29 protein-coding genes are annotated in these 25,884 nt (G+C 64.5%); 12 read left to right on the plus strand and 17 right to left on the minus strand.

The features are described 5' to 3' along the window. Positions 1–41: 41 nt before the first annotated feature. From AXW83_RS12245 to AXW83_RS12280, 8 genes are all read right to left on the minus strand, one after another. Positions 42–383, minus strand: coding sequence for a hypothetical protein (locus AXW83_RS12245; RefSeq protein ID WP_066613870.1), 342 nt, complete (start codon positions 381–383; stop codon positions 42–44). 8 nt (positions 384–391) lie between these two features. Next, positions 392–739, minus strand: coding sequence for a hypothetical protein (locus tag AXW83_RS12250; RefSeq protein WP_066613874.1), 348 nt, complete (start codon positions 737–739; stop codon positions 392–394). Then, positions 736–1,143, minus strand: a complete 408-nt coding sequence (locus AXW83_RS12255) for a hypothetical protein (protein WP_066613876.1) — start codon at positions 1,141–1,143, stop codon at positions 736–738. Before AXW83_RS12255 ends, AXW83_RS12250 begins: the two co-directional genes overlap by 4 nt. 320 nt (positions 1,144–1,463) lie before the next feature. After that, positions 1,464–1,643 carry a hypothetical protein gene (locus AXW83_RS12260; protein WP_156639986.1) on the minus strand — a complete coding sequence of 60 codons (180 nt, stop codon included), beginning with the start codon at positions 1,641–1,643 and terminating at the stop codon, positions 1,464–1,466. Positions 1,644–1,648: 5 nt separating this feature from the next. Continuing rightward, entirely contained in the window at positions 1,649–1,912 is a 264-nt protein-coding gene (locus tag AXW83_RS12265) for a hypothetical protein (RefSeq protein ID WP_066613880.1), read from the minus strand. Continuing rightward, on the minus strand, positions 1,912–2,133 hold the full coding sequence (locus tag AXW83_RS12270; protein WP_066613881.1) for a helix-turn-helix transcriptional regulator: 222 nt from the start codon (positions 2,131–2,133) through the stop codon (positions 1,912–1,914). The genes AXW83_RS12265 and AXW83_RS12270 overlap by 1 nt, the downstream gene beginning before the upstream one ends. Positions 2,134–2,221: 88 nt before the next feature. Further along, positions 2,222–2,920: a hypothetical protein gene (locus AXW83_RS12275; protein ID WP_066613883.1), complete on the minus strand. Its 699-nt coding sequence runs from the start codon at positions 2,918–2,920 to the stop codon at positions 2,222–2,224. 238 nt (positions 2,921–3,158) lie between these two features. Then, positions 3,159–3,767 (minus strand): DUF3102 domain-containing protein, encoded by a 609-nt coding sequence (locus AXW83_RS12280; RefSeq protein WP_168166090.1) that lies wholly within the window; start codon positions 3,765–3,767, stop codon positions 3,159–3,161. 338 nt (positions 3,768–4,105) lie between these two features. Here AXW83_RS12280 and AXW83_RS28245 point away from each other — a divergent pair, with 338 nt between their 5' ends. Beyond that, a complete protein-coding gene (locus AXW83_RS28245; protein ID WP_442855247.1) occupies positions 4,106–4,468 on the plus strand; it encodes a GFA family protein in 363 nt (120 codons plus the stop codon). Between the two features lie 141 nt (positions 4,469–4,609). On the opposite strand, the gene AXW83_RS12285 is transcribed toward AXW83_RS28245, so the two are convergent. After that, positions 4,610–4,930: a hypothetical protein gene (locus tag AXW83_RS12285; RefSeq protein ID WP_066613885.1), complete on the minus strand. Its 321-nt coding sequence runs from the start codon at positions 4,928–4,930 to the stop codon at positions 4,610–4,612. A gap of 494 nt (positions 4,931–5,424) precedes the next feature. Between AXW83_RS12285 and AXW83_RS12290 the strand changes: the two genes are divergently transcribed. The 10 genes from AXW83_RS12290 (at position 5,425) to AXW83_RS12335 (ending at position 15,656) form a co-directional block, all read left to right on the plus strand. Next, complete coding sequence (locus tag AXW83_RS12290; protein ID WP_236841946.1) at positions 5,425–5,904, plus strand: PilZ domain-containing protein; 480 nt, start codon at positions 5,425–5,427, stop codon at positions 5,902–5,904. Between the two features lie 238 nt (positions 5,905–6,142). Continuing rightward, positions 6,143–6,352: a hypothetical protein gene (locus tag AXW83_RS12295; protein WP_156639989.1), complete on the plus strand. Its 210-nt coding sequence runs from the start codon at positions 6,143–6,145 to the stop codon at positions 6,350–6,352. Positions 6,353–7,096: 744 nt separating this feature from the next. Then, on the plus strand, positions 7,097–7,960 hold the full coding sequence (locus AXW83_RS12300) for a transporter substrate-binding domain-containing protein (RefSeq protein WP_082767084.1): 864 nt from the start codon (positions 7,097–7,099) through the stop codon (positions 7,958–7,960). Positions 7,961–8,151: 191 nt separating this feature from the next. Then, the gene (locus AXW83_RS12305; protein WP_066613892.1) at positions 8,152–8,985 is read left to right on the plus strand and encodes an amino acid ABC transporter permease; all 834 of its coding nucleotides are present in this window, start codon (positions 8,152–8,154) and stop codon (positions 8,983–8,985) included. A 10-nt stretch (positions 8,986–8,995) separates the two neighbouring features. After that, complete coding sequence (locus tag AXW83_RS12310; RefSeq protein WP_082767086.1) at positions 8,996–9,823, plus strand: amino acid ABC transporter ATP-binding protein; 828 nt, start codon at positions 8,996–8,998, stop codon at positions 9,821–9,823. Positions 9,824–9,838: 15 nt separating this feature from the next. After that, positions 9,839–10,678 carry an ABC transporter substrate-binding protein gene (locus tag AXW83_RS12315; RefSeq protein ID WP_156639991.1) on the plus strand — a complete coding sequence of 280 codons (840 nt, stop codon included), beginning with the start codon at positions 9,839–9,841 and terminating at the stop codon, positions 10,676–10,678. 65 nt (positions 10,679–10,743) lie between these two features. Further along, on the plus strand, positions 10,744–11,619 hold the full coding sequence (locus AXW83_RS12320) for a polysaccharide deacetylase family protein (protein ID WP_066613894.1): 876 nt from the start codon (positions 10,744–10,746) through the stop codon (positions 11,617–11,619). An 85-nt stretch (positions 11,620–11,704) separates the two neighbouring features. Next, positions 11,705–13,135: an amidohydrolase family protein gene (locus tag AXW83_RS12325; protein WP_210179665.1), complete on the plus strand. Its 1,431-nt coding sequence runs from the start codon at positions 11,705–11,707 to the stop codon at positions 13,133–13,135. A gap of 159 nt (positions 13,136–13,294) precedes the next feature. Further along, complete coding sequence (locus tag AXW83_RS12330; RefSeq protein ID WP_066613898.1) at positions 13,295–14,251, plus strand: LysR family transcriptional regulator; 957 nt, start codon at positions 13,295–13,297, stop codon at positions 14,249–14,251. A 118-nt stretch (positions 14,252–14,369) separates the two neighbouring features. After that, on the plus strand, positions 14,370–15,656 hold the full coding sequence (locus AXW83_RS12335) for a Zn-dependent hydrolase (protein WP_066620394.1): 1,287 nt from the start codon (positions 14,370–14,372) through the stop codon (positions 15,654–15,656). 67 nt (positions 15,657–15,723) lie between these two features. Here AXW83_RS12335 and AXW83_RS12340 read toward each other — a convergent pair whose 3' ends face one another. Next, entirely contained in the window at positions 15,724–16,650 is a 927-nt protein-coding gene (locus AXW83_RS12340) for a 2-hydroxyacid dehydrogenase (RefSeq protein ID WP_066613900.1), read from the minus strand. Between the two features lie 94 nt (positions 16,651–16,744). Here AXW83_RS12340 and AXW83_RS12345 point away from each other — a divergent pair, with 94 nt between their 5' ends. Continuing rightward, positions 16,745–17,719, plus strand: coding sequence for a GNAT family N-acetyltransferase (locus tag AXW83_RS12345; RefSeq protein WP_210179666.1), 975 nt, complete (start codon positions 16,745–16,747; stop codon positions 17,717–17,719). A 24-nt stretch (positions 17,720–17,743) separates the two neighbouring features. Here AXW83_RS12345 and AXW83_RS12350 read toward each other — a convergent pair whose 3' ends face one another. The 7 genes from AXW83_RS12350 to AXW83_RS12380 all read right to left on the minus strand — a co-directional run bounded on the left by AXW83_RS12350 (position 17,744) and on the right by AXW83_RS12380 (position 25,765). Then, positions 17,744–18,220: an Lrp/AsnC family transcriptional regulator gene (locus AXW83_RS12350; protein ID WP_210179701.1), complete on the minus strand. Its 477-nt coding sequence runs from the start codon at positions 18,218–18,220 to the stop codon at positions 17,744–17,746. Between the two features lie 123 nt (positions 18,221–18,343). Further along, on the minus strand, positions 18,344–19,723 hold the full coding sequence (locus AXW83_RS12355) for an aminotransferase class III-fold pyridoxal phosphate-dependent enzyme (protein WP_066613906.1): 1,380 nt from the start codon (positions 19,721–19,723) through the stop codon (positions 18,344–18,346). Continuing rightward, positions 19,720–20,193, minus strand: a complete 474-nt coding sequence (locus tag AXW83_RS12360; RefSeq protein ID WP_210179667.1) for a helix-turn-helix transcriptional regulator — start codon at positions 20,191–20,193, stop codon at positions 19,720–19,722. The genes AXW83_RS12355 and AXW83_RS12360 overlap by 4 nt, the downstream gene beginning before the upstream one ends. 288 nt (positions 20,194–20,481) lie before the next feature. Next, complete coding sequence (locus AXW83_RS12365; protein WP_066613908.1) at positions 20,482–22,182, minus strand: ATP-binding cassette domain-containing protein; 1,701 nt, start codon at positions 22,180–22,182, stop codon at positions 20,482–20,484. 1 nt (position 22,183) lies between these two features. Next, entirely contained in the window at positions 22,184–23,056 is an 873-nt protein-coding gene (locus tag AXW83_RS12370) for an ABC transporter permease (RefSeq protein ID WP_066613910.1), read from the minus strand. Further along, positions 23,053–24,009, minus strand: a complete 957-nt coding sequence (locus AXW83_RS12375; RefSeq protein WP_066613911.1) for an ABC transporter permease — start codon at positions 24,007–24,009, stop codon at positions 23,053–23,055. Before AXW83_RS12375 ends, AXW83_RS12370 begins: the two co-directional genes overlap by 4 nt. Before the next feature lie 136 nt (positions 24,010–24,145). Continuing rightward, on the minus strand, positions 24,146–25,765 hold the full coding sequence (locus AXW83_RS12380) for an ABC transporter substrate-binding protein (protein ID WP_066613912.1): 1,620 nt from the start codon (positions 25,763–25,765) through the stop codon (positions 24,146–24,148). Positions 25,766–25,884: the final 119 nt, after the last annotated feature.

A 25,884-nucleotide genomic window follows, 5' to 3' on the forward strand; every position in this document is an offset into this window, starting at 1 on the left:
AGACCATGTCCGCCTTCCCCGCGTCTATCAAGGCAACGGCGCTATCGCCGCCGCCGGGCCGCATCACGCGCGGCGGCCTTGCCCTTGTCCCACAGCGTCCAGCTGTGGCCCGTGCCCCGATCACGAGGATCGAATGGCTCGCCGCCGAATGTCGCTATGAACCATGCGGCGTCCGCTGGATCGGCGAAACAGTGCACATTCCACCAGTCCCCGTCATAGACCACGGAATGGCCACGCGGCGAGTGCGAGCGGTCCTTGCACGCCTCTTCGATCGCCTCCTGCCGGAGATACTGCTCACGGGTATCAAGCGCCCGCAGCGCGACCTGATGCGGCCATTGAACGTTGATCTGCGACGTCGACAGCTCGCCCTTGCGATAGACCATGGCAGCGTTCAGACCTCCTCGATGAAAGGAGGTCGGCGTCGGCCAAGCGTCATCACCATGCGGGAATGCTGATCGAGATCGTCTTCTACGCCGCCGGCCATGTGGGGCTGTCCATCGACCGTTACCGACGCGACAGTGCCCCCAATCGCGAGCCGGGCGCAGGCGTGCCCGCCCTCGTGCACGGCGATGCGGCGTGTTGGGGGCAGCAATGTCCGGCCGGTGACGACGGGGCCGAGAAGCGTGTCCGCCCGGCTCTCTTCTGCCGACTTGAGGCTCAGGCTGGGGCCGGGCTCGTCGTCCGCAGCGCCCACGAGCGGGCTTTCGGCGCAGCAGGAGTAGAAGGATACCTCGGTCATGCGAAGTCTCCCCGGCTCTCGTCAAACTCGACGATGAGCCGCTCGCAATTCGCGCGGATGGCATCGACGCCGGCGATCATCCGGCTGGCCATCGGCTCGTCGTAGGTCGCCGCGTACTCCTCAACGCGACCGAGCAGCTCAGCGCAAAAGAGCCGGGCGAAGGCAATGGCCTCCTCGGCCGGGACAAGCTCTGCCGCCTCGCGGGCCATGCTTGCATCGATCTGGCGGACGCGAGCCTCGGTCAGGCGCCTGTCCGCTGCGGTGCGCCCGTTTCGGGCCGGATCGCGCAAAAAATTGAGATAGCCCTGCACCACCGGCACCAGCGCGTACTGGTTGCGTTGCGCCTTTGGAAGATGACCGGCACGCACGAGCTGGCGCAGCCGCTCGGGGGTGATCGTCAGCAAAGCGGCAGCCTGCTCGGCGGAGATAGTGCCAGCTTTCGGCTCGGGATCGGGAGATGTGGCGGAGGACATCAGGAGCCTAATTCACAAAAGAGAAACGGGAATTGAGAAAGTCGAGAAACGCGCAAATTCCGGGGCCTCGGCGGCGCAGGGGAAACCAGTCGCCAGAAGGCCCCGAGGCCGGGGGGGCCTCCAGCGACAGGGCACGGACAGGGGCAGCAGCGCGGGCGACAGGGGCCGCCGCAAGGCGGGAGGCGGGCTGGCTAGCCTTGCCGAAGGACGCCGCTGTGGCGGCTCCTTAGGGCTGGTGCCCAGGGACCGCATCACCGCGTTTCCCGCGCCAGCGCGTCTCGGATCATCTTGGCAAGGTCAGCCGCCTGCGCACGCGACAACATAGCCCGCACCTGCCCGCCTGTGCCCCCGATCAGGGTCAGCGACACCGCACGCTGCCCGCTACGTGCGACATCGGGCTGGACTTGCATACGCTCGATGAGCAAGGGCATGACCATCAGCGCCCCCGACCAAGGAGCGCCGACCGGGCACCATCGAGCCAACGCGATCCGCGCTCGGTCATGGGCATCTCGTCCAGACGGCGATTGATCTCGCGTGCCAGATCACGGGCGACGTCAGCCTGCATGGAGACCAAGACATCGCCGGTGCCGATCAGCCCAAGATCGATCTCGATCTCGACGCGGGAGCTGCCACGAACGCGATGCGCGGTCGCCCGATACGCCCTTGCCGTCGAGCCATTGCCGCACATCAGGACCGGCATCACGCGCTCCTGACGACGCGTTCGACCCGGCCAGTCATGGCCGGCTCAACGCGGGCTGCGAGGAAGTACGCATCGAGGTCGCTACGGCGATAGACCACCGTATTTCCGATCCTATGGAACGCAGGGCCTGAACCGAGCGAGCGCCAGCGCTCAAGTGTCTTCGCGCTCTTGTTCAAGTACAAGCCAGCGTCTTCGGGGGAGAGGAGGTCGTCGGGGTTCATTGCCGTCTCGCTGAATGGGGGGCGATGCGGCACTGTGCGGCGTCATGACTTGAGCGCCAAGTGGAATAACAGAGCGCTACATCTGGCTTTATTTTGTGCGCTTCGTCACAACACTACGGATCAGCGTCTCAGACGGCATGTGATCTGTCACGACGAGGCATGAATGCCTCACAAAGTCGGTGAACCCTGTCCGGTGACCGCGTACGCCGTCAGTCAAGGACAGGAACAGCGGCCACAAGGCGTCGGCGAACAAGCGGGCGCGGCTCATAGGGCGGCAGCGTCCGTCCAGTGCGGCGGCCTCGTTCAGCAGGCGGTCGCGTTCCTGTTCGATCTGGCGAAGGAGATCAACGGACAAGAGAGGATCGGATGCCTCATGCGGGTTGATGGTCTGGGCGACCGCGCTGCATCTAAGGCCGCGCGTCTTCTGCACATGGGCCAGCTCGGCAAGGGCATCAGCAGCCCGGTCGAGCATCGTGACCTGCTTCTTCACATCGGCGAGGGCAGGCTCGCGCCATTCCGACCGGGCGCGGTGGTGATGCATCGCTTCCAGCGCGGCTATCATGACCGCGTGAGAGACCCAGCTCGGATCGCGCCTGATGCCGACGCGGCGAACCATGGCGGCGAATGCCGGCATTGCACCCTGATGCATGAGGGAGGTCAGTCTGACGTCGATGTCCTCAACCGTCATGAAGGGCAGGTCGTCGGCGCGGCTCTCCTTGTGCGGCTCGACCATCGCGCGGAGTGCGTCGATAGAGGTGTTCGCCCGCGATGCTGTGGTCGTGATCATGCTGCTCTCCTGAAGTGGTTTGCGAGACGGTGAGCCGCCGCGTGCGCGGCGACCACTGCCCCGAGCCGGGCGATATCCGGATTGGAGTTTGCCGGGACGATGCGGGGAGACCAACTGAACCGGACTTGGGCAGGATCGGCCGGGATCAGGATGGCCTCGACCTTGGGGACGGGGCAGGCGGCTTGAGCCGCCGCCCTCCCCCGGATAGGTCCGTTGCAAGTATAACTTAAGGCAGTTCCTATAGGTGCAACGGACCTGTCCGGGGCGGTGACACCGGCATTCTCGGCATCACGCTTGCGCTGACGGTAGAGGGCAGCGCGGGAGATACCGAGCCTCCGCGCTTCGGCACTTGCGCTCTCTCCATCTCGACCTTGCTGATGGTCTCCTGCAACGCGCCCCGCTCGCGCTGGCCACTCTCGATCAGCGCAGCCTTCTCGTGCTTGGCCGCCTCGATCAGCGCGGCATCAAGCTTCGCCCGTTCGGCAATCTCCTTGATGGTCTGCGCCGTGACCTTGTCGCCCTTCGCCAGAAGCTCCTCGACTTCTGTCCGTGTTGCTTCCGTGGTGCTGGGAGAGGCAAGATCAATCAGGGCGCGGGTAGAAAGCCGGCGCAATTGCGCCGACTTTTCAATGCCGATGTTCTCAAAGATGTTGATGAACTCTCGCGCACGGCGATCAGACATCCCGAGCCGCTTCTCAGCCCACCCTCCGAAACCACCCTCCTCGCGGTGGTAACGATACAAAGCCCGCGCTTCCGCAAGGCGCTCACCGATACTCCATGCACTGACGGCAAAGGTCCTCTCGACATCGCGAGCGATGGCTTCGAGCTGCTCATCAGGGGAGGCCACAAGGGCCTCCCCGCTGTCGTTCCTGATGGTGATGACGTTTGGGAACCACCACGGAGAGAGGAGCGTTGATCGATACATAGTTGATGTGCGGAATGCTGCGCAGGCTGAGACCCTAAGCGCAGAGCAGTCGCCGGCGGGGAGAGGCTCCCGCTGGCGGCGAACCTTAAGAGTGGTCTTGCGCCGCCGCAACGATTGGCGCGGTCGCCTAGCGGCGATCTGGCGTTTTTGCAGGCATGATCGCCTGATGATGTCGATGGAGTTCTGACATGAGCCAAGTTCTCGACGGTGGCTGATTATGCGGAAGATTGCGCTACTCGATCGAAGGCCGGCCTCTTGCCGTGAACGCCTGCCATTGCCGTGATTGCCAGCGCCTTACGGGCTCGGCATTTGCCGTCAACGCTATGTTCAACGCGAGTGAGGTCAAAGAACGTGGGGCATCGTGGTCAGATGCGGATCGAAGTGGCACTCCCCCTGGAGATCGGAAATGGCAATGCGCTGAATGCAAAGTGCTGCTTTATGCAGACCATCCAGCCTTCCCCGACATGAGGTTTGTTCGCGTCGGCACGCTCGACGACGGTAGCCAATTGCAACCCGACGCCCATTTTTTAGTGCGCAGCAAACACCGGTGGGTTGTGATCCCGTCTGATGTGCCCGCTTACGAAACTTTGCCAGATCGAAGAGTATCCAGCGCCGGTGCATAGGCGCAACCTGACAAGCAGGAGCAGCAAGGCAAGTCCCCGCCGCGCAGGGGTGCACGACGGGGTAGTTGGTCTCGGGAGAAGCTAGAGAATGCGGTTGGAAGGTTAATGACTGCTGAAGAGCCTGCCTGACCGCCGCCTTGGTCAGCTCGTGCCCTCGTCGAGGAGCTGCGTCACCGTCTTCTTGGTGATGCCCGGCTCGGCCAGCTCCGCGTCTCGGAAGATGCGGGCCTCGTGAATTTTGGCCGCCGTTATCCCGATGTCCGTGAGCTTGGTGGGAGTATTATTCTGTTCAGGAATAATACTTGGCTGCCCGGCCTTAGCGACTTCCCCGCGCTCCTGACCTGCATCAACTTCATCAGCGAGGCGGCGCTTGGCTGCGGCCTCGATCTCCAATGCGTCAGCCTGAAACCGATGCGCCGCCGCGATCTGGCTGTCGTGGGCGCCCTTGTCCTTACGGAACATGTGCTCCAGATCGGCATTTGGAAAGCGCGCTTCGACGCGATGGATATGCCTGGGGGAATGGATGACGACTGGATGGAGCCTAGGAGCCCCGCAAGACCGCAAGGCGCTCAGTGATGTCGTAGAGGTCACGGACGGCAATCAGAGGGCCCGAGCGCGCTACCACAAGCCGCACGATCTAGAGCCAATGGGAGGCTGGTTCACCGAGGCCGGGGACCCGCTAGGATGGCCGCCAACACACTGGCGGAAGGCTCCACCTAGGCGGTTAGTGCCGCCGCAGCGTCCTGTGCCCCCGACCTCGCAGAATGCGGTCTTTGAGATCGACTAGCGCATCAGCGCATGCGCTTGGCATCGAACGCCGGCGGGCCAACGCGGGTTCGAGCGCAGTTTACGTAACGATAACTCGTCATCGGAATAATGGTCCGATGGAACAGTTTCCAAAGAGCGACGATAAGCGAAGGCATCGCCGCGTACCGATCAACCTCGGAGGTCGCCTGATGCTTACGACCCGTGAGGAAGTCCCATGCTCCGTAATAGACATGTCCCCCGGCGGGCTTAGCTTGCATGCAAACGTCGAGGTGAAGCGCGGCGAGCGTATTGTGGCCTACATCGACGAGATCGGGCGCGTGGAAGGGTTCGTGGCACGACGGACTAAGGGGGGTTTTGCCATGTCGATAACTGCCACTCCACGCAAGCGAGAGGATTTGGCCGCAACGCTCACCTTTCAAGCGAACCGCGCGGACCTTGAGATCGGGGAGCAGCGAGAGGAGCCTCGCAAGCCTGCTAGGCACGACAAGACCGAGATCGTTCTGGCGGACGGCACCTGCTATGTGGCGCGCATTCTAAATGGATCGTCCTCGGGCGGCGCGGCCATCAGTGCGGCACCAGTATCGGTCGGCATGAAAGTGTGGATTGGCGGCCGCGCATCGCTCGTTCTGCGGTCCAACAACTCAGAGCACGCATTCCGCTACCTTTGAGCAAAAAATGCGATCTCGGCCGCCTTATTGATGCGGCGGCGGTTCGGGTCCCGCTCGTCATCGGGGTGACAGTGCAAGTATCGGCGATGAACGTGCTTCAGCCCGTCGTCGCATTTTTGCGACATAAGCGCCGACAATCGCCGCATCGAGGCGGCATCAAAGAAATTGAATTGCTCCAGCGACAAGTTTCAATTACGGCAGAATTGCGACGCAAGCCTTTCTGATGGCGGAATTTCAAATGGCGACACGGCATTCGACAATCGAGACGCGCGCGCGGCAATTGTTCGAGCGCGAGAACAAGCAACCAAGCGTTCTGTGGGATTTCCAGACCACTCATGACGGCCGTAGTGATAGGTCCAAGCTCGCCCTCGCGCCGTCGTCCAAACAGAAATACATGGTGCTCGCTGAGTTGGAATTGGTCTGCGTTGGCCACATCGAGCCGGAGTAAACGACCTCGTCGCAACTCTACGCCGATCAACAAGGCCGTGCTTTCGACGACCCCCGTTACACAGCCTTTACTAATCCCACTCGCACAGATTGAGCTGCATCTCGAAACAGGAGTATCGAGGTGCAGCTGAAGGACTGTTCGGGTGCTGCTTCTCACCGTAACCGGGATCATGATCTTGGCGATTTGGGTTGGCTGGCGCTTTGGAAAAAACGTCCGCTGACGCCGGATTGATCCAGAGGGCTCGCACCGCGCCTTCGAAGCACGGGGCCAATCGACGTCAAGCTGCAAGCGATGCATCCCACGAACCCACGGAAACAATACGTAAATCTTGGTCCGTTCCGGTGTAGCTATTTTGGTTGCTACGCACTCCCGCTACCATCATTTTTCTTCAAGTAAATCAGATTCTTAGTCGAGCGCGGGCGCTGCGTGTTGCCGTGCCGGCTCTAGTCTCGATGACGGTTTTTGCCCCGGCGATCCGACCCGAATGGATTGTTGGACCGTACTCGCATGCAGGCTGGATGCACGGCCCCTCATGCTCGCGCACCGCCCGTGAGAGAGCGTCATTCCGACCGGCCGGATATAAGAGCGCTGAATATCGGCAGAATAAATATAATAGCCGAGCAGCATCGCTTCGGCTCGTGGCTCGCCAAATGCCAACTATGATCGTTTGCGAGACGAGCACCGTCGAGACGCCTCAAGTGCTCGCAGGTCTTTCAAGCTGAAGCGAAAAATGTGGGAACGATCATGACAGCCAAAAGCATGTTCAAATGGCTTTCGACCGGCGCCCTGACTCTCGGTGCCGCCATCGCCTTGCAAGGCGGCGGCCTCGCCCAAGACAATGGCATCGCCCTGCCCGCTGCGATCAAGACAGCCGGGCACATCGTCGTCGGGATCGAATCCACCTACCCGCCGATGGCCTATCGCGACCCCAAGACGAACGAGCGCGTCGGCTTCAACGTCGAACTCGTCACCGCAATCGCCAAGGAACTCGGCATCCCCGTGAAATGGGAGGAGATGAGCTTCGAACAGTTGATGACATCGCTGACCACGGGGCGCATCGACATGATCGGTACCGCGATCAGCGACCTGCCGTCACGGCGCGAAAAACTCACTTTCGTCGACTATCTGGCCACCGGCGCTCAGCCCTTCAGCTTGGCGACCAAGACCGGTGAACTGAAGAGCAGCGCCGACCTCTGCGGCAAAACCGTCGGAGCCCCGCGCACCACGAGCTACATGCCGGTCACCACGGCCTGGAGCGAGAAGAACTGCGTCGCCGCCGGCAAGCCCGCCATCGCCATGAGCGGCACGGCGGGCGCGTCGGCGACCCGCCTCGACCTCAAGCAGGGTCGCCTCGACGCCGCCGTACTCGGGCCGGAATACGTCGCCTATCTGATGACCGACGAGCCCGGCGCCTACGCCCTCATCGGCGATACCCTCAACAAGACGCTCTTCGGCTTTGCCTTCACCAAGGCGCAGACCGAATTGCGCGACGCCGTCGCCAAGGCGACGACCGCAACGATGAAGAACGGCGCTTATGCCAAGGCACTGAAGACCTACGGTCTCGAACGACAGACACTCTCGGAGGTCTCAATCGACGCCGGCCAGTGAGACGGAGCCCTCGCGCAGAGAGGGCCCGGCATGTTTTATTCAGTCGGCGAATAGACGGCGCCGATAAATCATAGCGCTCCCGCCGCTGGCCGCTCGCCTGCGGCGGATCATTCGATATGATCGCGGCTCGGCATCAAGCCGGTTCTGGCCTGACAAGACCGAGGGTTGGCCCCATCACCGTTCGAGGCAGAATGACCGCAGAGCTTGAAACCCTCGTCGTCGTCCCGCGCCGTCACTATGGCCGGATGGTCGGCGCTGCCTTCGTCTGCCTGGCGCTCGCCGCGATCGTCCACGCTTTTGTCGTCGGGCAGATCGAGTGGAATTACGTCGCCGAATTCCTGACCGTTCCGGTGATCATGAAGGGACTGGTCAACACCATCGTCATGGCCATTCTGGCGATGCTGGTCGGGATCACGCTGGGCGTCGTCTTCGCCGTGATGCGGCTCTCCAGCAACCCCGTGCTGTCGACGACGGCGCTCGGCTACATCTGGCTGTTTCGCGGCGTGCCGGCGCTGCTTCAACTGCTGCTCTGGTTCAACTTGGCGCTGATCTTTCCCACCATGGGCATTCCCGGCCTGTTTTCCGTCAAGACCGTGGAGGTAATGACACCCTTCGTCGCGGCGCTGCTCGGCCTGGGCATCCAGCAGGGCGCGTTCACGGCCGAGGTCGTGCGCGCCGGCCTGCTCTCGGTCGATCAGGGACAATACGAAGCGGCGCAGACGATCGGCATGACGCGGCTGCAGCTCCTGCGCCGGATCATCATGCCCCAAGCGATGCGCGTGATCGTGCCGCCGGTCGGCAACGAATTCATCGGCATGGTCAAGCTGACCTCGCTCGCCAGCGTGATCCAGTATGCCGAGGTCCTGCACAGCGCCCAGAACATCTACTATGCCAATTCGCGCGTCATCGAACTGCTGATCGTCGCCGCCTTCTGGTACCTCATCGTGGTCACGGTGCTGAGCCTGATCCAGGGCCGGGTCGAGGCGTATTTCGAGCGCGGCGTCGCCCGCTCGCCGGGGCGCTGAGGAGAGGCCCATGACCACGATCGCCGTTCCCGCCTCCATCCCCGCCGTCGCCATCGACGCCGATCATCTCGCAGGCGCTCCGCTCGTTCTCGCCCAGAAGGTCGAGAAGCAGTTCGGCACGCTCAAGGTTCTCAAGGGCATCGACCTCGCCATCCACAAGGGCGAGGTTGTCTGCATCATCGGCCCCTCCGGCTCGGGCAAGAGCACCTTCCTGCGCTGCATCAACCAGCTCGAACGCATCGACGGCGGCGCGCTCTTCGTCTCGGGCGAGCGCGTCGGCTATCACCGCGAAGGAAACAAGCTCTACGAACTCGATGACAGCGCCATCGCACGCCAGAGGCGCTCGATCGGCATGGTCTTCCAGCGCTTCAACCTGTTCCCCCATTTGACCGCGCTGCAGAACATCACCGAAGGCCCGGTCCAGGTCCTGAAGGAAAACCCGGGCAAGGCGCGCGAACATGCGCTGTCGCTGCTGGAGCGCGTCGGCCTCGCCGACAAGCGCGACGCCTATCCCGCCCAGCTCTCGGGCGGCCAGCAGCAGCGCGTCGCGATCGCGCGTTCGCTGGCCATGCGCCCCGAACTGCTGCTCTTCGACGAACCGACCTCCGCCCTCGATCCGGAACTCGTCGCCGAGGTTCTCAAGGTGATGCGCGACCTCGCCGGGACCGGGATGACCATGGTTTGCGTCACGCATGAACTCGGCTTCGCCCGCGATGTCGGACACCGCGTCGCCTTCATGGATCAGGGACAGATCGTCGAGATCGGAAAACCCGCCGATATTCTCGCCAACCCGCGAGAGCCGAGAACGAAAGCCTTCATCAACGCCGTCCGGCACTAGAAACAGGTGAACACCATGCTGAAATCCACCCTCCTCGCGGCCTCCGCCGCCGCCCTTCTGGCCAGCGTCTCCGCGGTATCCGCCCAGGCCCTGCCCGCGCGCATCCTCGACAAGAAGACGATCGCCGTCGCCAACGTCCCGAATTATCCGCCGCTGGAATTCAAGGATCCCAAGACCGGCACGCTGACCGGTCTCGATATCGACCTCGGCAACGCGCTCGCCAAGAAGCTGGGCGTCGAGATCAAGTGGGAGGAGATCAGCTTCGAGGGCATGATCCCGGCACTGACGACCGGTCGCGTCGACATGATCCTGAGCGGCATGAGCGACCTGCCGGCCCGCCGCGAAACCCTCGATTTCGTCGATTACCTGGCCTCGGGCGCTCAGTTCTACACGAACGCCGACCGCAAGGACGAGTTCAAGGACCTTGCCGCGCTCTGCGGCAAGAAGGTCGGCGCGAGCCGCCGCACCTCTTTCCCCGGCGAGATGGCCAAATGGAGCAAGGAAACCTGCGAGGACAAGGGCAAGCCCGCGCTCGAGGTCGTCGGGACGGAAGGTTCCGCCGATGCCCGCACCCAGCTGCGCCAGAAGCGGCTCGACGCGGCGGTGCAGGGCAGCGAGACGCTGCCCTATCTGATGGACCAGGAGAAGGGCGTCTACGCCATCCTCGGCACGCCCTTCACCACGGTGTACCAGGGCATCGCCTTCGCCAAGAAGGACACCGAGTTGCGCGACGCCGTCGCCAAGGCGTTCACGGAGATGCTCGCGGATGGCAGCTACGCCGCAGTCCTGAAGAAGTGGGAGCTGTCGGAGGCCAAGGTCGACAAGCTCATGATCAACGGCGCTGCCAAGCCCTGAATCGGATCGACATATGAGCCGCCGGACGGTCCCGTTCGGCGGCCTTTCTTTTGAAAGACGAAACGATGGCCACCGATTTCCCCCACCGCATCGCCAACCTCTCCGATCCCGCGCCCGAATTTCCCTGGCCCAACGGCAACAGATGTGCGGTCTTCCCTGCTTTCGACGTCGATGCCGAGACAGCCTGGCTGCAATACGACCCAAAGAATACCGATCGGCTGGTGACGCTCTCCTTCGGCGGCTACGAGGAGCGTGTCGGCGTTCCCAAGATCCTAGACTACCTGCGCTCGGTCGAGATCAAGGCGACCTTCTTCATCCCGGGCTGGGTCGTCGACGTCCACCCGAAGATGTGCGAGGCGATCGTCAAGGACGGCCATGAGGTCGGCCATCACGGCTATTCGCACAAGCGCCCGGACCCCGACGATTTCTCCGTCGACAAGGAGGAGATCGACAAGACGTTCGAGTCCTTCAGGCGCATACTGGGCGTCGTACCGGTCGGCTATCGCGCGCCGTCGGGCGAGAACTATGACGAACTCCTCGCCTATCTCCGAGACAAGGGCATCGCCTACTCTTCGTCGTTCCGCGACGACATCCGCCCCTATCGCCACACGCTACGCGACGGCTCGAAGGGCCCGGTCGAACTGCCCGTCAACATGTCCTTCGACGACTGGCTCTATGGGCTTTCGCAGCGCTTCTCGCCGCGCCCGATGTTTCCCAAGGAGCACGTGCTCTCGATCTGGAACGACGAACTCGACCAGACGCGCGAATGGGGTGGCCTCGTCTCGATGGTGATGCATCCGCAGGTCTCCGGCCGGCCGATGCGGCTGGGCATCATGCGCGACTTCCTGGCGCGCGCCCGCGACTACGGCGACGTCTGGATCGCGACCGGCAAGGAGATCGCCGAGCATTTCGTCGCGCAGGAAAAGGCGGCAGGGCTCTAAGCCATTCAGTCCTTCTGCAGCGGGGTCAACCCCGAGCACGACGCCTTTCCATAGACCGGCTGACGTCCCTGAGGATCGCCCGATCATGACCACCCGCATCAGCCACGCCGATGTCGCCATCACCTATGATCCTGCGGCGGACGACCATGTCTATCGCCGCGATCTCGACGTCGTCTTCGACGAGAGCGGCATTCTCCACGTCGGCGAAGGGTTCGCAGGCGAAGCCGATCGCGAGATCGACGGGCGTGGCTTCATGGTCATGCCCGGCCTCGTCGACATCCACTCCCACCCGTCGAGCGAGCCCGGCAACAAGGGCATGACCGACGAGGTCGGCACGCCCAGGCTCTACAACTCCTCGCTCTACGAATTCCTCTGGCTCTTCCGCGCCGATGCCGAAGGCATCCCCCATCTCAACCATGTCGCATGGTCGGAACTGTTGATGTCGGGCGTCACCACGCTGGTCGATCTCTCATTCCCGAGCGAGGGCTGGCTCGACCGCGCCGCGGCTTCTGGACTGCGCATGGTGATGGCGCCGATGTACCGCAACGGTCGCTGGTTCACCCGCAACGGCTACACCGTCGAATACGAACTCGACGACCTGGCGGGACGCAAGGCGATGGAAGAGGCCTTCCAGGTCATCGACGCGGCACTGGCGCATGACTCCGGCAGGCTTTCCGGCATGGCCTGCCCCGCCCAGATCGACACCTGCACGGAAGACCTGTTCCGCGCCTCGATCGCGGCCGCAGCCGAACGCGGCATTCCGATCCAGACCCATGCGGGGCAGTCGATCACCGAATTCCACGAGATGGTCCGCCGCAGCGGCCTCTCGCCGATCCAATGGCTCGACAGCGTCGGCTTCCTCGGCGCCAACGCCTCCATCGCTCACGCCATCTTCCTCGACGACCACCCCTGGGTGCGCTGGCCGACGCGCACCGATCTCGGTCGGCTGGCCGAGACGGGCACCTCCGTCGCGCATTGCCCGACGGTGTTCGGGCGGCGCGGCTTCACGCTGCGCGACCTCGGCCGCTACCTGAAAGCCGGCGTCAATATCGGCATCGGCACCGACAGCTTCCCGCACAACATGCTGGAGGAGCTTCGCCATGCCGGCGTCTACGCCCGCATCGCCGGCGAAAGCCATGCCGTCGTCACCACCGGACAGGTCTTCCGCGCGGCGACGCTGGGGGGCGCGAAACTGCTCGGCCGCAGCGACATCGGCCGCATCGCCAAGGGCGCCCAGGCCGATCTGGTCATGGTCGACCTGACCCATCCGATGATGCGCCCGACGCGCGATCCGCTGAAGAGCCTGATCAACGCCGCCGCCGACCGCGCCGTCGCCCATGTTTTCGTCCAGGGCAGGCAGGTCGTGGCCAGCGGCAAGGTCGCGACGATGGACTACCAGGCGGCATCGGCCGGTCTGGAGGAAGCGCAGCGCCGGGCGTTGGCCAAGGCGTCGTCACTCGATTGGGCCGGCCGCTCCGTGGACGAGCTCTCGCCGCCGAGCCTGCCCTGGGCTTGAGACTGTCATTCCCCGGTCGACGCCGAGCACGAATCCGAGACTTTCTTGCACGAGTTGCTCGGCGAAGCCTGAGCATGCGTTCGCCCTACGCCGCTGTCGAAACTGGCACATGATTTGCTGATCGAATAGGGTCGACTGACTCTATTCGGGGCGCACATAATGAATCTTCGCCAGATCGAGTTGCTGCGCGCCGTCGTTCGCTGCGAGACCACGGTCAGAGCCGCCCACGAACTCGGCCTCTCCCAACCGGCGGTCAGCAATGCGATCAAGCATCTCGAGAGCCAGGTCGGGTTTCCGCTGTTCGAGCGGATCAACAACCGGCTGTTTCCGACCGCCGAAGCGCGCGGCTTATGCCAGGATTCCGACCCGATCTTCATGCTTCATGCCGCTTTCGAGGCGAAGGTGCAGGATCTGAAGGAAAACCGCGCCGGGCATGTTCGCATCATCGCCACGCCACCGCTCGGCTACGGCGTCATTCCGCCGGCCCTGCGCAACTTCCTGGCCAAGCGCCCGAAGGTGCGCGTCTCCTTCGACATCAGGCGCTTCGAGAACGTCGTCGAGAGCGTCGAGACCGGCATCGCGGAACTCGGCTTCGTCATGGGCCTTGGCGACGACCGCGGCCTTGACGCGGAGACCTTCTTCTCCGGCGACATGGTCTGCGTCATGCGCCGCGACCACCCGCTCGCCGCCAAGACGATGATCACGCCGCAGGATCTGCGCGAGTCGCACTTCATCGCGCTCGAGCAGGGCACGCGCATGGGCACGATCCTGCGCAAGGCCTTCGCCGATGCGGGCGAGCCGTTCCGGTTCTCCGTCGAAGTACGCTACTGCAACACAGCCTGCGTGCTGGCCGAGAGCGGCGTAGGCGTCGCGATCGTCGATCCTCTGTCGCCCGGCTTCAGCAGCCACCAGAATCTCGCTATCCGCCGCTTCACGCCGGCCTCGCAGATCACGGCCTCGGTCATTCGCTCGCGCAAGCGCCCGATTTCGCGCGCGGCGGACGCTTTCCTGCGCGAGGTCCGCCTGATCGCAGCCGAGACCGCGACCAAGCTTGGCTGCGCGGAGGATTCGGCGGCAGTATTCAACGAGCAAATGTCACCCCGGAATTCAGCATAGCGCCTGCCATTGTGCAGGGAGGCGGGCTGACAGACAGTCCCATGGTCCCGACGCTGGCCGCGTGATCGTCCAAGACAGCGCCAGGCACAACCGTCGCCATGTCATCGATGGACCGACCATGCCTGCCGCCACATCAGACGCCCTAAGGGCCGCCATCGCAGCCCAGCGTCCCTGGATCGAACGGTTCTTCGACGATCTGGCCGCTGGCAGCCGTGGCGATCCCGGCATCATGCGCGACACCTATGGCGAGGGCGAGAATTTCGGCCATCGCCTGCTCGCCGAGCACGTGCAGGCGCGGGGGCTCGACGTCACGCGTGACTTCGCAGCCAACACCTATGTCACGCTGCGCGGCAGCAACCCTGCAGCGCCCCGCATCCTGATGGGTTCGCATCTCGACAGCGTCCCCCATGGCGGTAATTTCGACGGTGCCGCCGGCGTCATTGCGGGGCTCGTCGTCATCGATGCGCTGCGAGCGCTCGGCCTCCAGCCGCGTTGCGACGTGACGGCGATGGGCGTGCGCGCCGAGGAGAGCGTCTGGTTCCAGGTCTCGTATATCGGCAGCCGCTCAGCGCTGGGCACGCTTCCTGAAGGCGCCTTGTCGTCGAAGCGCATCGATGACGGCCGTGTGCTTGCCGACAGCATCGCCGCCTGCGGCGGCGACCCGGATGCGATCCGGCGCCGCGAGCGCCATCTCGACCCCGCCTCGATCCGCGCCTTCCTCGAGGTCCATATCGAGCAGGCCCCGAGCCTGGTCGCGTCGAAGCTGCCCGTGGCGATCTGCAGCGGCGTTCCCGGCAATTTCCGCTATCCCGACGCTTGCATCATCGGCCGGCACGACCATGTCGGCACGCCGCGACGCTTCCGCCGCGATGCCGCGATGGCGGGGGCGGAACTGGCCATGACGCTCGACCGGATCTGGGAAGAGGAGGAGGCGGCCGGGGTACCGCTCGCCGTGACCTTCGGGCGCTTCCACACCGATCCCGCCCTCCACGGCATGACGACGGTGCCGGGCGCCTTCGCCTTCAGCCTCGACGTGCGCGCCTACGACCCGGCCGTGCTCGAACGCGTCGAACGACGGATGCTCGACGCCATCGCCGAGATCGAGACGCGTCGGCGCGTCACCTTCGCGCTCGGTGCCCGCGCCAGCGCCGCCGTCGGGCCCGTCGATCCGGGGATCGCGGCCGAATTCGAGAGCGCGGCCAGACGCCACGGCATCCCAACGATGCGGCTCGGCAGCCCCGCCTCGCATGATTGCGCAGCCTTCGCGGCGGCGGGCGTGCCCATCGCCATGCTGTTCGTGCGTAATGAGCATGGCAGCCACAACCCGCTGGAAGCGATGGAGATCGACGATTTCCTCGACGCCTGCACGGTGCTTGCGGATTGGGTCGTGGGCGAGGTCGCCTGATACTGCCACGATAGTGGAAGGCTGCGCTATTTTCGGTTGCTGTGACATGGGGATGCGAAGGCTGGCGTCAGTAGCCCCGTTTCCGGTCGACCTGGCCCAGCAGCGGCTCGCCCGCCTGATGGCGCCGCAGGTTTTCCAGCACGGCCTCGACCGCGGTCTCCGGCTGCGTCATGCTGGCGATATGCGGCGTGATCAGCACGCGCGGATGGTGCCAGAGCGGGTGGCCCTCGGTCAGAGGCTCGGGCGTCGCCACATCGAGAACCGCCGCCGAAATCTGGCCGCTGTCCAGAGCCGCCAGCAGCGCATCCTGGTCGAGATGCCCGCCACGGCCAGTGTTCACCAATTTGGCCCCCTTCGGCAGTTGCGCGAAGAGTTCGGCATCGAGCATTCCGCGTGTCTCGTCGGTCAGCGGTAGCAGGCAGACCAGGATGTCGGCGCGAGCGAGGAAGTCCGGCAGTTCCTCAGGGCCGGCAAAGCAGGTCACGCCCTCGATCTCTCGGCGCGAGCGGCTCCAGCCGGCAACCTGGAAACCGAAATTTTTGAGCATCCGGCAGGAGGCCTCGCCGAGCATGCCGAGCCCGAGCACGGCGACGCGTCGCGTCAAGGCCGGGCGGACCCGGATCTGCTTCCAGACCTCATCCCGCTGCTGGGCGATATAGTCGATCAGGTCGCGGTGCAGCCCAAGCACGGCCATGGAGACATATTCGACCATGCCATCGACGATGCCGGACTCGACCATGCGCGCGACCGGCAGGTCGGGCGGCAGCTTCGACAGGTCGAGATGATCGACCCCGGCGCCGACCGAGATCAGCAGCTCCAGATTCGGAAACCGCGTCGCCAGATCGTCTGGCGGCATCCAGGCGACGAAATAGCGGATCTCGGCAGGGTCGCCAATCTCGGGCCAGATCCGAAACGACAGCTCCGGAGCCTTTTGCGCCAGAATATTCGCCCATTCGATGCCGCGTGCCGGATCGGATTTGTAAAGCAGTGCCATGTCTACCCCTGTCGCTCGGCCGAGAGTTTGGCTGGCCCCCGCATCCAACTGCGTCGGCCCCGGCGCGACCGGCAACGTACCCCGCACCGCCAGCTTGCATCGTTTTAAGCTGCTGTATTGTATGAATTTTACTATTCTCGAAAGCTGCCGCCCGACCTATATTGAGCTTCTATTCCAGATGAGGCCCGCAGCGGTGGCTTACAGAACGCCCAAGCGACGACTGGACTACGACTACGCCATCAGGCCGATGACCGAGGCCGATCTGGGGCAGGCACATCAGCTTTCGGTCGGCGTCGCCTGGCCGCATCGACCGGAGGATTGGCGCTTCGTCTTCTCGGTCGGGCACGGTTTCGTGGCCTGCGACACCATCGGCCGCGCTTTAGGCTCGGCGATGTGGTGGCCTTTCGGCGAGCATTTTGCGACGGTGGGCATGGTGATCACCTCGCCGCGCCTGCAGGCGCAGGGTGCCGGCCGGCAGCTGATGGACACCATCTTCACGCAGACCGGCCCGCGCGATTTGCGCCTCAACGCGACGAAGGCCGGGTATCGGCTTTACCGATCGCTCGGCTTCGAGCCGGTCGGGCGGATATTCCAACACCAGGGCCGCGTCCAACCGGCCAAGCCGCTGCCCGGGCCGACCGAGCCCGTGCGCATCGCCGCGCCCGGCGATCTCGACGCGATCGTAGCGCTCGACCGGCTCGCCTATGGCGCCGATCGAACGCGGGTGATCGAAGCCCTGCTGGCCCAGTCATCCGTTACGATCATGGAGCGTAACGAAAAACCCGTCGGCTTTGCGATGTGCCGCCGCTTCGGGCGCGGTCATGTCGTGGGACCGATCGTCGCGCAGGACGATGCGATGGCGATCACGCTGACACGCCCTCATGTCGAGGCGCATGAGGGCGCGTTCCTGCGGGTCGATACCACGCAGGAGCAGGGTCTGTTCGGCGCCTTTCTCGAAGACTGCGGGATGCCGATCTTCGACAGCGTCACCACGATGATCCGTGGCCGCAGCCACGGCGCGCAGGGCGATGTCCGGACGTTCGGGGTGGTGAATCAGGCGCTGGGGTGAGGCACTGCAGGCGAGGCGCTTAGCTTAGGTGTCGAACAGCGCCGGCAGCGGGTAACCCGGTTTCTGGATCGGCGTCTTGATGACGATGTAGCTGAAATATTTCGAGATTCCGATATTGCGGTCGAGCATCGTCTCGATCAGCGACTGATAATGCGTCAGCCCGCGCGTAACGAACTTCACGAGATAATCGTAGCCGCCGCTGACCATGTGGCACTCGACCACCTCGTCGACGCGACGCAGGGCGGTCTCGAAGCGAATGAAATATTCCTTGGTATGGTCGGCGAGCGTGATTTCGGTGAAGACGGTGATCGTCTCGCCGAGCTTCTGCAGATTGATCGTGGCGCCATAGCCGGAAATGTAACCTGCCTGCTCGAGCCGCTTCACGCGCAGAAGGCAGGGGCTCGGCGAAAGCCCCACCGCATCGGCCAGCGTGACGTTGGTCATCCGGCCGTTGTTCTGGAGCTCGACCAGGATCTTCATGTCGATGCGGTCGAGCCGCACGCCCGGTGTCACGACGATATCCTCATCACTGCGATAGTTCCGCGCCGCCGTGCCGCCAACTCCATGAGCTTAGACGGTTCGGCGCAGCGGAGCAAAGCGCGGATCATGCCGGAAGGATCCGGTTCAACGCAGTTCCGCCTTGACCTCCGGCAGTGCGAAAACCTCGTCGAGCGTCTGGCGCAGGCGATCGACGATCAGATCGATCTCGCTTTCGCTGCAGCACAGGGGCGGAGCCAGACCAATGATGTCGTCGGCGAAAGCCCGGAAGATCACGCCATTGGCATAGCCGCGCGCGAAGAGATGCTCGGAAAGTTTCGCCTCGCGGGAGAATTTGGCCTTGGTCGCCTTGTCCGCAACGAGTTCGACGCCGGCGAGAAGTCCGCGAGACCTGACTTCACCGACGAGCGGATGGTCGGCCAGCGCGGCGAGACGTTCCTCGAAATGAGCGCCCGAACGCTGGCCATTCGCCAGAATGCCGCCCTCCTCATAGAGCCGCAGCACTTCGAGCCCGACCGCCGCGCTGACGGGGTGACCGGAATAGGTGTAGCCATGGCCGATCGGCGCGCCGGCCGGGGCATTGTCGGCGATCGCGCGAAAGATGCGCTCGCTGATCGCGAGTGCGCCGAGCGGCGCGTAGCCCGAGGTCAGGCCCTTGGCCATGCTCATCATGTCGGGAACGACGCCCTCGGCCTCGCAGGCGAACATCGGGCCGGTGCGGCCAAAGCCGGTGATCACCTCGTCGGCCACGAACAGGATATCGAGTTCGGTCGCCGTATCGCGCATCGCCTTCAGCCAGCCGCGCGGCGGCACGACGACGCCACCCGAACCCTGCACCGGCTCGCAGAAGAAGGCCGCGACGTTGTCGGCACCGATCTCAGCGACCTTGGCACGCAATGCCGCGACGCTCGACGCGATGACGGCGGCGTCATCAGAACCCGCCGGATTGCGATAGGGATAAGGCGAGGCGATGTAGTGCTGCCCCTCGGCCGGCAGGTCGAAATTTAGATGGAAGGCCGGCAGCGCGGTCACGCCGGCGCCCGTCGAGCTCGAACCGTGATAGCCGCGCTCCAGCGAGATGATCTGCTTCTTCGCCGGGCGCCCGGTGACGTTGTAGTAATAGCGGATCAGGCGCAGCGCGCTGTCGATGGCGTCCGAGCCGCCGAGCGTGAAATAGATGTGGTTGAGGTCGCCGGGCGTCAGTTCGCCGAGCTTTGCGGCCAGCCGGATCGCAGGCTCGCTGCCGAAGCTGAAATAGCCGGTGGCGTAGGGCAGTTCGCGCATCTGCGTCGCGGCCGCCTGCACGATGCTCTCATGGCCATAGCCGACATTGACGCACCAGAGCCCGGCAAAGCCGTCGATCAACTCGTGGCCGTCGGCATCGGTGATGAAGGCCCCCTTGGCCGATTTCATGATGGTGACGCCACGCTTCTCATGGCCCGCCCAGGAGGCGACGGGGTGAACCCAGTGCTTGCGGTCGAGGGCTTCGAGCGAGTTGACGGTCATGGCAGGGAGGCCTTGGTCTGAGCAGAACGGCTGGAAAAGGCATCGTCCGGACGGAGCATCGCGGTGTAGGGATAACCGCGCCGCGAGGCCCCCCGGTGCTGGGACGCGCCACCAAGCTCGCGGAGATAGCGGCCCGGCGTGATGCCGCAAATGTTCTTGAAATGGCGCGAGAGATGGCTCTGGTCGAAGAAGCCGACGTCGAATGCCACCTGCGCCATCGGCACGCCTTCGCGCAGCAGCGCCTTCGCATAGCGGATGCGGCGATGGCAGATGAAGCGATGCGGGGTCAGGCCGACCTGCATCCTGAACACCGTGACGAAACGGCAGACGCTCAAGCCCGCCAGCGCGGCGAGCTCTTCGAGATAGACGCTATCTGTGAAATTCCGTTCGATATGACCGAGCGCGCGCGCAATGCCGGGAGTGACCCTGCGGCCCGGCATGGCACCGGGATGGCAAACTGGTTCTTGCATCAACTAGGCTCCGGCTTGCTGGCGGCGTAGCCCGCGTCGCAACAGCCTAGAGTCAGGCAACAATGCTGTCGGCATCGCATGGCAGGCGCGGATGACACGCCCTGCCCTATTGGCATGGGGCAACGGCATATCGTGCTGCCGGCCGGCGCCACCCGCCGATCTGCTACCGGGGATCGCGGCGGCCGCAAGGCCTTGACGGTGATGTCGATGGCCGCGCTGGGGCTGGGAGTCGATATCCCCAGGGTCGCCGAGGCCGACCGGCGCGTCGTATGGTCACCCGTAGTGCCGTCAGCTATGCGCTGGGGCGCCCTGAGTGGTCTGAAGCATTGCTGGCGTGCGCTTTGCGGTGACGTCGTCCAGCCAGCCGGTGCGCAGTTCCGGCACCGAGGAGAGCAACAGCTTCGTGTAGTCTTCACGCGGATCGGCCAGCAGCGTCTCGGTCGGGCCGGTCTCGACGATGCGCCCGTGCTGGAGCACGAGAACCTCGTCGCTGATCGCACGGACGACGCCCAGATCGTGGCTGATGAAGACGTAGGAGACCTGCAACTCGCGTTGAAGCTCGGCAAGAAGATCGAGAACGGTCTCGGCAACCACCGTGTCGAGCGCCGAGGTCACCTCGTCGCAGAGGATGACGTCGGGCTCGGCTGCCAGCGCCCTGGCAAGGCTGGCCCTCTGCTTCTGTCCGCCCGACAATTCCCTCGGCAGGCGGCCGGCGACGGCGGCAGGCAGACGCACCATGTCGAGGAGCTCGGCGAGGCGTCTGGTGCGCTCGACCCCTGCCATGCGATGGTAGAAGAGCAACGGTCGTTCCATGATCTGGCCGATCGTCTGTGCGGGATTGAGCGCAGTGTCGGCGTTCTGGAATACGATCTGGACTCGGCGCAGGTCGTCGAGCGAGCGCTGCGCGAGATCCTTCGGGAGTTCCCTGCCGCCAAGCTTCACGGTCCCGCGGGCCGGTGGGAAGATGCCAGACACGACCCGCGCAAGTGTCGACTTGCCCGAACCGGACTCGCCGATGATGCCGAGCGTCTTGCCTCGGGCGAGACGGAAGCCGACATTGTCGAGAGCCTTGACGACGGGAATCCCGCCGCGACCGGGCGGCCCGTAGCCCGCGACGATGCCGGTTGCCTCCAGGATCGGCTCGGCCGGACTGGCTGTCACGCCGCCGGACACAGGCGCCTTGCGGCTGGCCGGCTCGGCTGCGGCGAGCAGCTGGCGCGTATAGGGATGGGTAGGCGCGGAGACGATCTGCGCGACATCGCCGACCTCCTGGAGCCGGCCGTCCCGCAGCACGGCGATGCGGTCGGCCATCTGAGCGACGACCGCGAGGTCATGCGAGACGTAGATCCCGGTCGACCCGCGGTCGCGCACCGCCTTCTTGAAGGAACGCAGAACTTCGATCTGCGTCGTGACGTCCAGCGCCGTGGTCGGTTCGTCGAAGATGACCAGATCGGGATCGTTGAGCAATGCCATCGCGGCCAGAAGCCGCTGGAGCTGGCCGCCCGAGACCTGATGCGGGAAGCGATCGCCGATCGTGTCCGGGTCAGGCAATGCGAGTTCGGCGAATAGCGCACGCGCCTTGGCCCGGGCGGCGTCGGCCGTCATCGATCGGTGGATCAGGGCGCTCTCGATAACCTGCGCCATGATGGTGCGCGCGGGATTGAAGGAGGCGGCCGCGCTTTGTGCGATATAGGCGATACGATTGCCGCGCAGCCGTCGGAGCTCCGACTGCGGAAGGCCGATGATTTGCGTGCCGAACACGTCGATCGAACCGGAATGGATGCGGCAGCCGCTGCGGGCATACCCCATCGTGGCCAGCGCGATCGTAGTCTTGCCCGAGCCGGATTCGCCGATGAGGGCCAGGACCTCGCCGCGCGGGATCTCGAAATCGACGCCGTCGACGATCGCCGTCTCGCCGCCGCCGGGGGCATCAACGACGACGCGCAGTCCCCTGACGCTGACGCGATCGGTCGTGGAGGTCTTCGTCATGTCAGGCCTTTTCCGCTCCCGCCTGACGGCGGCCGGGAAGATTGTCGACGAGGAGATTGACCGCGATCGTCAGCACCGCGATGGCGACGGCGGGCATGACGACCGCCGGAGCGCCATAGGGCAGACCGCCGATATTCTCGCGCACGAGCGAGCCCCAGTCCGCTTGCGGCGGCTGAACGCCGAGGCCGAGGAAGGACAGGCTCGACAGCAGCAGGACGACGAAGACGAAACGCAGGCCGAAATCGGCCAGGAGCGGCCCCGTCATGTTCGGCAACACCTCGCGCAGCATGATGTAGCCCCGGCGCTCGCCCCGCGCCCTGGCTGCCAGCACGAAGTCTTCGGCCGCGATGTTGACGGCAAGCGCGCGCGTGATCCGGAAGCAGCCAGGCACATAGATGAAGGCGAGCGTCAGGATCAGGACCGGCATGGACGAACCCAGGCCGGCGACCAGGACCAGCGCCATCATCTTCGAAGGGATCGAGGTCAGCGCATCGAGCGTCCGCGACAGGGCGGCGTCGCCGAAGCCCCCGATGACGGCTGCGAGCAGGCCGAGCAGGATACCGCAGGAACAGGCGAGCGTGGTCGAGAGCGTGGCGATGCCGACGGTGTAGCGCGCCCCGAGCAGGACGCGGCTCAGCATGTCGCGCCCGAGATAATCGGTGCCGAGCGGAAATTGCCCGCTGATCGGACCGAAGGCCTCGAAATTGACGACCTCACCGGCGTCATACGGCGCGACCAGGCCGCCGAAGAGCGCGACGCCGGCGGCGAAGACCAGGATGACGGCTCCGAACGCGCCGGTTGCATTGATGCGGAAACCGGGGCGTGGCGCCGTTCGCGGAGCCGGCTCAAGAGGATCGTGAGCAATGTCGCTCATGGGTGCCGCAGCCTCGGGTTGGACAGGATCGCGACGATGTCGGCCGTCGTCACCAGCAGGAGATAGACCGCGCAGAACACCATCGCGCAGGCCTGGACCACGGGCATGTCGCGCATGGCCACGCTATCGACCATCAGCTTGGCGATGCCGGGATAGTTGAAGATCGTCTCCGCGATAATGACGCCGCCGAGCAGATAGGACAGGCTGAGGGCTGTCGCGTTGGCAATAGCGCCGACCGTATTGGGCAGCGCGTGGCGCATGACGATACGCGCCGGGCTGGCGCCCTTCAGCGCCGCCATCTCGACATAGGGAGAGCGGAGCGCATCGGTCACGGCGGCGCGCGTCATGCGCGCCATCTGCGCGATGACGACGAAGGACAGGGTCATCACCGGCATCGCGACCGCGCGCAGGAACTGCGGCCATGTCGCCGAGGCGGGGAGAAACGAGAGCGCCGGCAGCCATTGCAGGTGCACGGCGAAGACCAGCACGGCCAGCGTCGCGACCAGGAACTCGGGCACCGAGACGATGGAAACGGTCACGATCCCGACGAGCCGGTCGTAGATCGACCCGCGCCACACGGCCGAGGTGATGCCGAGAAAGAGCGCGATCGGTACGGCAAACACGGCGACGATGCCGGCAAGAGTGAGCGAACTCGACAAGCGCTTCCAGATGAGGTCGCCGATGGGCTGCCGATTGACCAGCGAGATGCCCGCATCGCCTGTGACGAGATTGGCGAGCCAGAAGACGAACCGCTGGAACGCAGGCTGATCGAGGCCCAGAGCCGTGCGGAGCCCGGCCACCGCTTCAGGCGTTGCGCTTTGGCCGAGGATCGCCTGCGCGACGTCGCCGGGCAGAAGCTGCGTCGCACCGAAGACGACGATGGATACGAAGAGCAGCGTCGCCACCGATACGAGCAGGCGATTGGCGATGAGCCGGCCCATCCGACTGTTCATGAGGCTGTTCCTTGCAATCCAGCCAATCGACCCACCGGGATCCCGTAGACGCGCTACGCCTCGGTCAGACCTGGCGCGTCCGACCAGGCCGAGCGGAATGGCACTCTGCTGCTGCCATTCCGCTCCCGTGCCCGGATCAGGCGTCGAGCCAGACGTGCTCGCCGAAGGCGTAGCCCATCAGGGGACCTGTCGTCATCGGCTTCAGCCCCTTCAACGCCTTCGAATGAACGTCGATATTGGTGTTGAAGACAGGGATGGCGACGCCGGACTCGGCGTGGATGAGTTCCTGGGCGTCATGATAGATCTGCTTGCGCTTTGCCTCGTCTCGCTCGGCGCGCGCGGCAACGACGAGGCCGTCGAACTTCTCGTTCTTCCAGCGCGACTCGTTCCAGTCGGCACCCGACAGATAGAACTGGCTGAGGAGCAGATCTGCGGTCGGGCGCGGGTTGATGTTGCCGAAGCCCACCGGCGACTTCATCCAGTAGTTCGACCAGTACCCGTCGGACGGGACGCGCTGCACCTCGAGCGTGACGCCCATCTTGCGGGCCTCCTGCTGCATCAGCGTCGCCATCTCGACCGAATTGTCGGCGGCGGTCGAGGCCACGACGGGGATCGTCGAGCCGATGACACCGGCCTTCCCGAAATGGAATTTCGCCTTCTCCGGATCGAAGGGGCGCTGCGGCAGGGCAGCGTGAAACCGGTTGGAAGCCGGGATCGGTTGGTCGTTGGCAATCTCGGCATAGCCGCGATAGACGGCGGAGCGGATCAACTCGCGGTTCATCAGGTACTTCATGCCGAGGACGAAATCGGGGTTCTTGCCCGGCCCTTCGTCGAGACGCATGATCAGATTGGTGTAGTTGCCTGCGTTGGTCTCGAGCAGTTCGAAAGCACCAGCACCCTTGAGCGCGGCGAAGGACCGCGGGTTGATCGCGGAGGCCAGTTGCACGTCGCCCGACATCAGCGCGTTGACGCGGGCCTGCTCGTCGGCAATGCCGAAGAACTCGATCTGATCGAGATAGGGGCCGTTATTGCTCCAGTAGTTCTGGTTGCGCACAGCCAGCGAGCGGACACCCGGCCGGAAATCGGCAAGTTTGAACGGCCCGGTCCCAACCCCCTTGGCGAAATCGGTCGTCCCATCTTGGACGATGAGGAACTGGCTGGTGCCGAGAATAGCCGGAAAATCGGCATTCGGGCCGGTCAGCGTGATCTGGATTTCGTCGCCGCTCTTCGCGACGATTTCGGCCATCTGCGAGGCGAGCTTCTGCGCCTTCGAGCCCACCGACGGGTCGGCGTGCCGTTTGAGCGAGAAAAGCACATCCTTGGACGTCAGCGATTTGCCGTCATGGAAGGTGACGCCCTTGCGCAGCTTGAACAGCCAGACCTTGGCATCGTTGGATTCGAAGCTTTCCGCGAGGGCCGACCGCGGCGTACCGGTCTCGTCGATGCGGGTGAGGCCGTTGTAGAACAAATTGCAGCGGACATAGTCCGTGGCGTTGGACGTCTTGGCCGGGTCGAGCGTGTCGGCCGTCGAGGAGGCATAGCCGGAGACGCGGATCGAGCCGCCGCGCTTGGGTTCAGCCGCGAAAGCACGCGTCGCGCCGCCGAGGACGGCGCCGGACATGGCCAGGCCCATCCCGCCGAAGCCGAGCATGGCGAGGACGTCACGCCGGTTGGCGCCGTGCCTGATGCTCTCGAGAAGCCTGCGGCGGTCGCTTGGGTGGAGCGCCTCGAAGGCGTCCGCATCTCTGTTTGGCATCGTCGTTCCCCTGACTGATTGGCTCCATCCGCCCTTGACCGGCGGTTATCGAACGGGGTCGCACGCTCCTGCTGCTGCGCACGAAATGCTGCAATGCCGCTCGTTTACGAACGCCCGTC

The sequence above is a fragment of the Bosea sp. PAMC 26642 genome (assembly GCF_001562255.1).
In the GTDB taxonomy this organism is placed as follows: Bacteria; Pseudomonadota; Alphaproteobacteria; order Rhizobiales; family Beijerinckiaceae; genus Allobosea.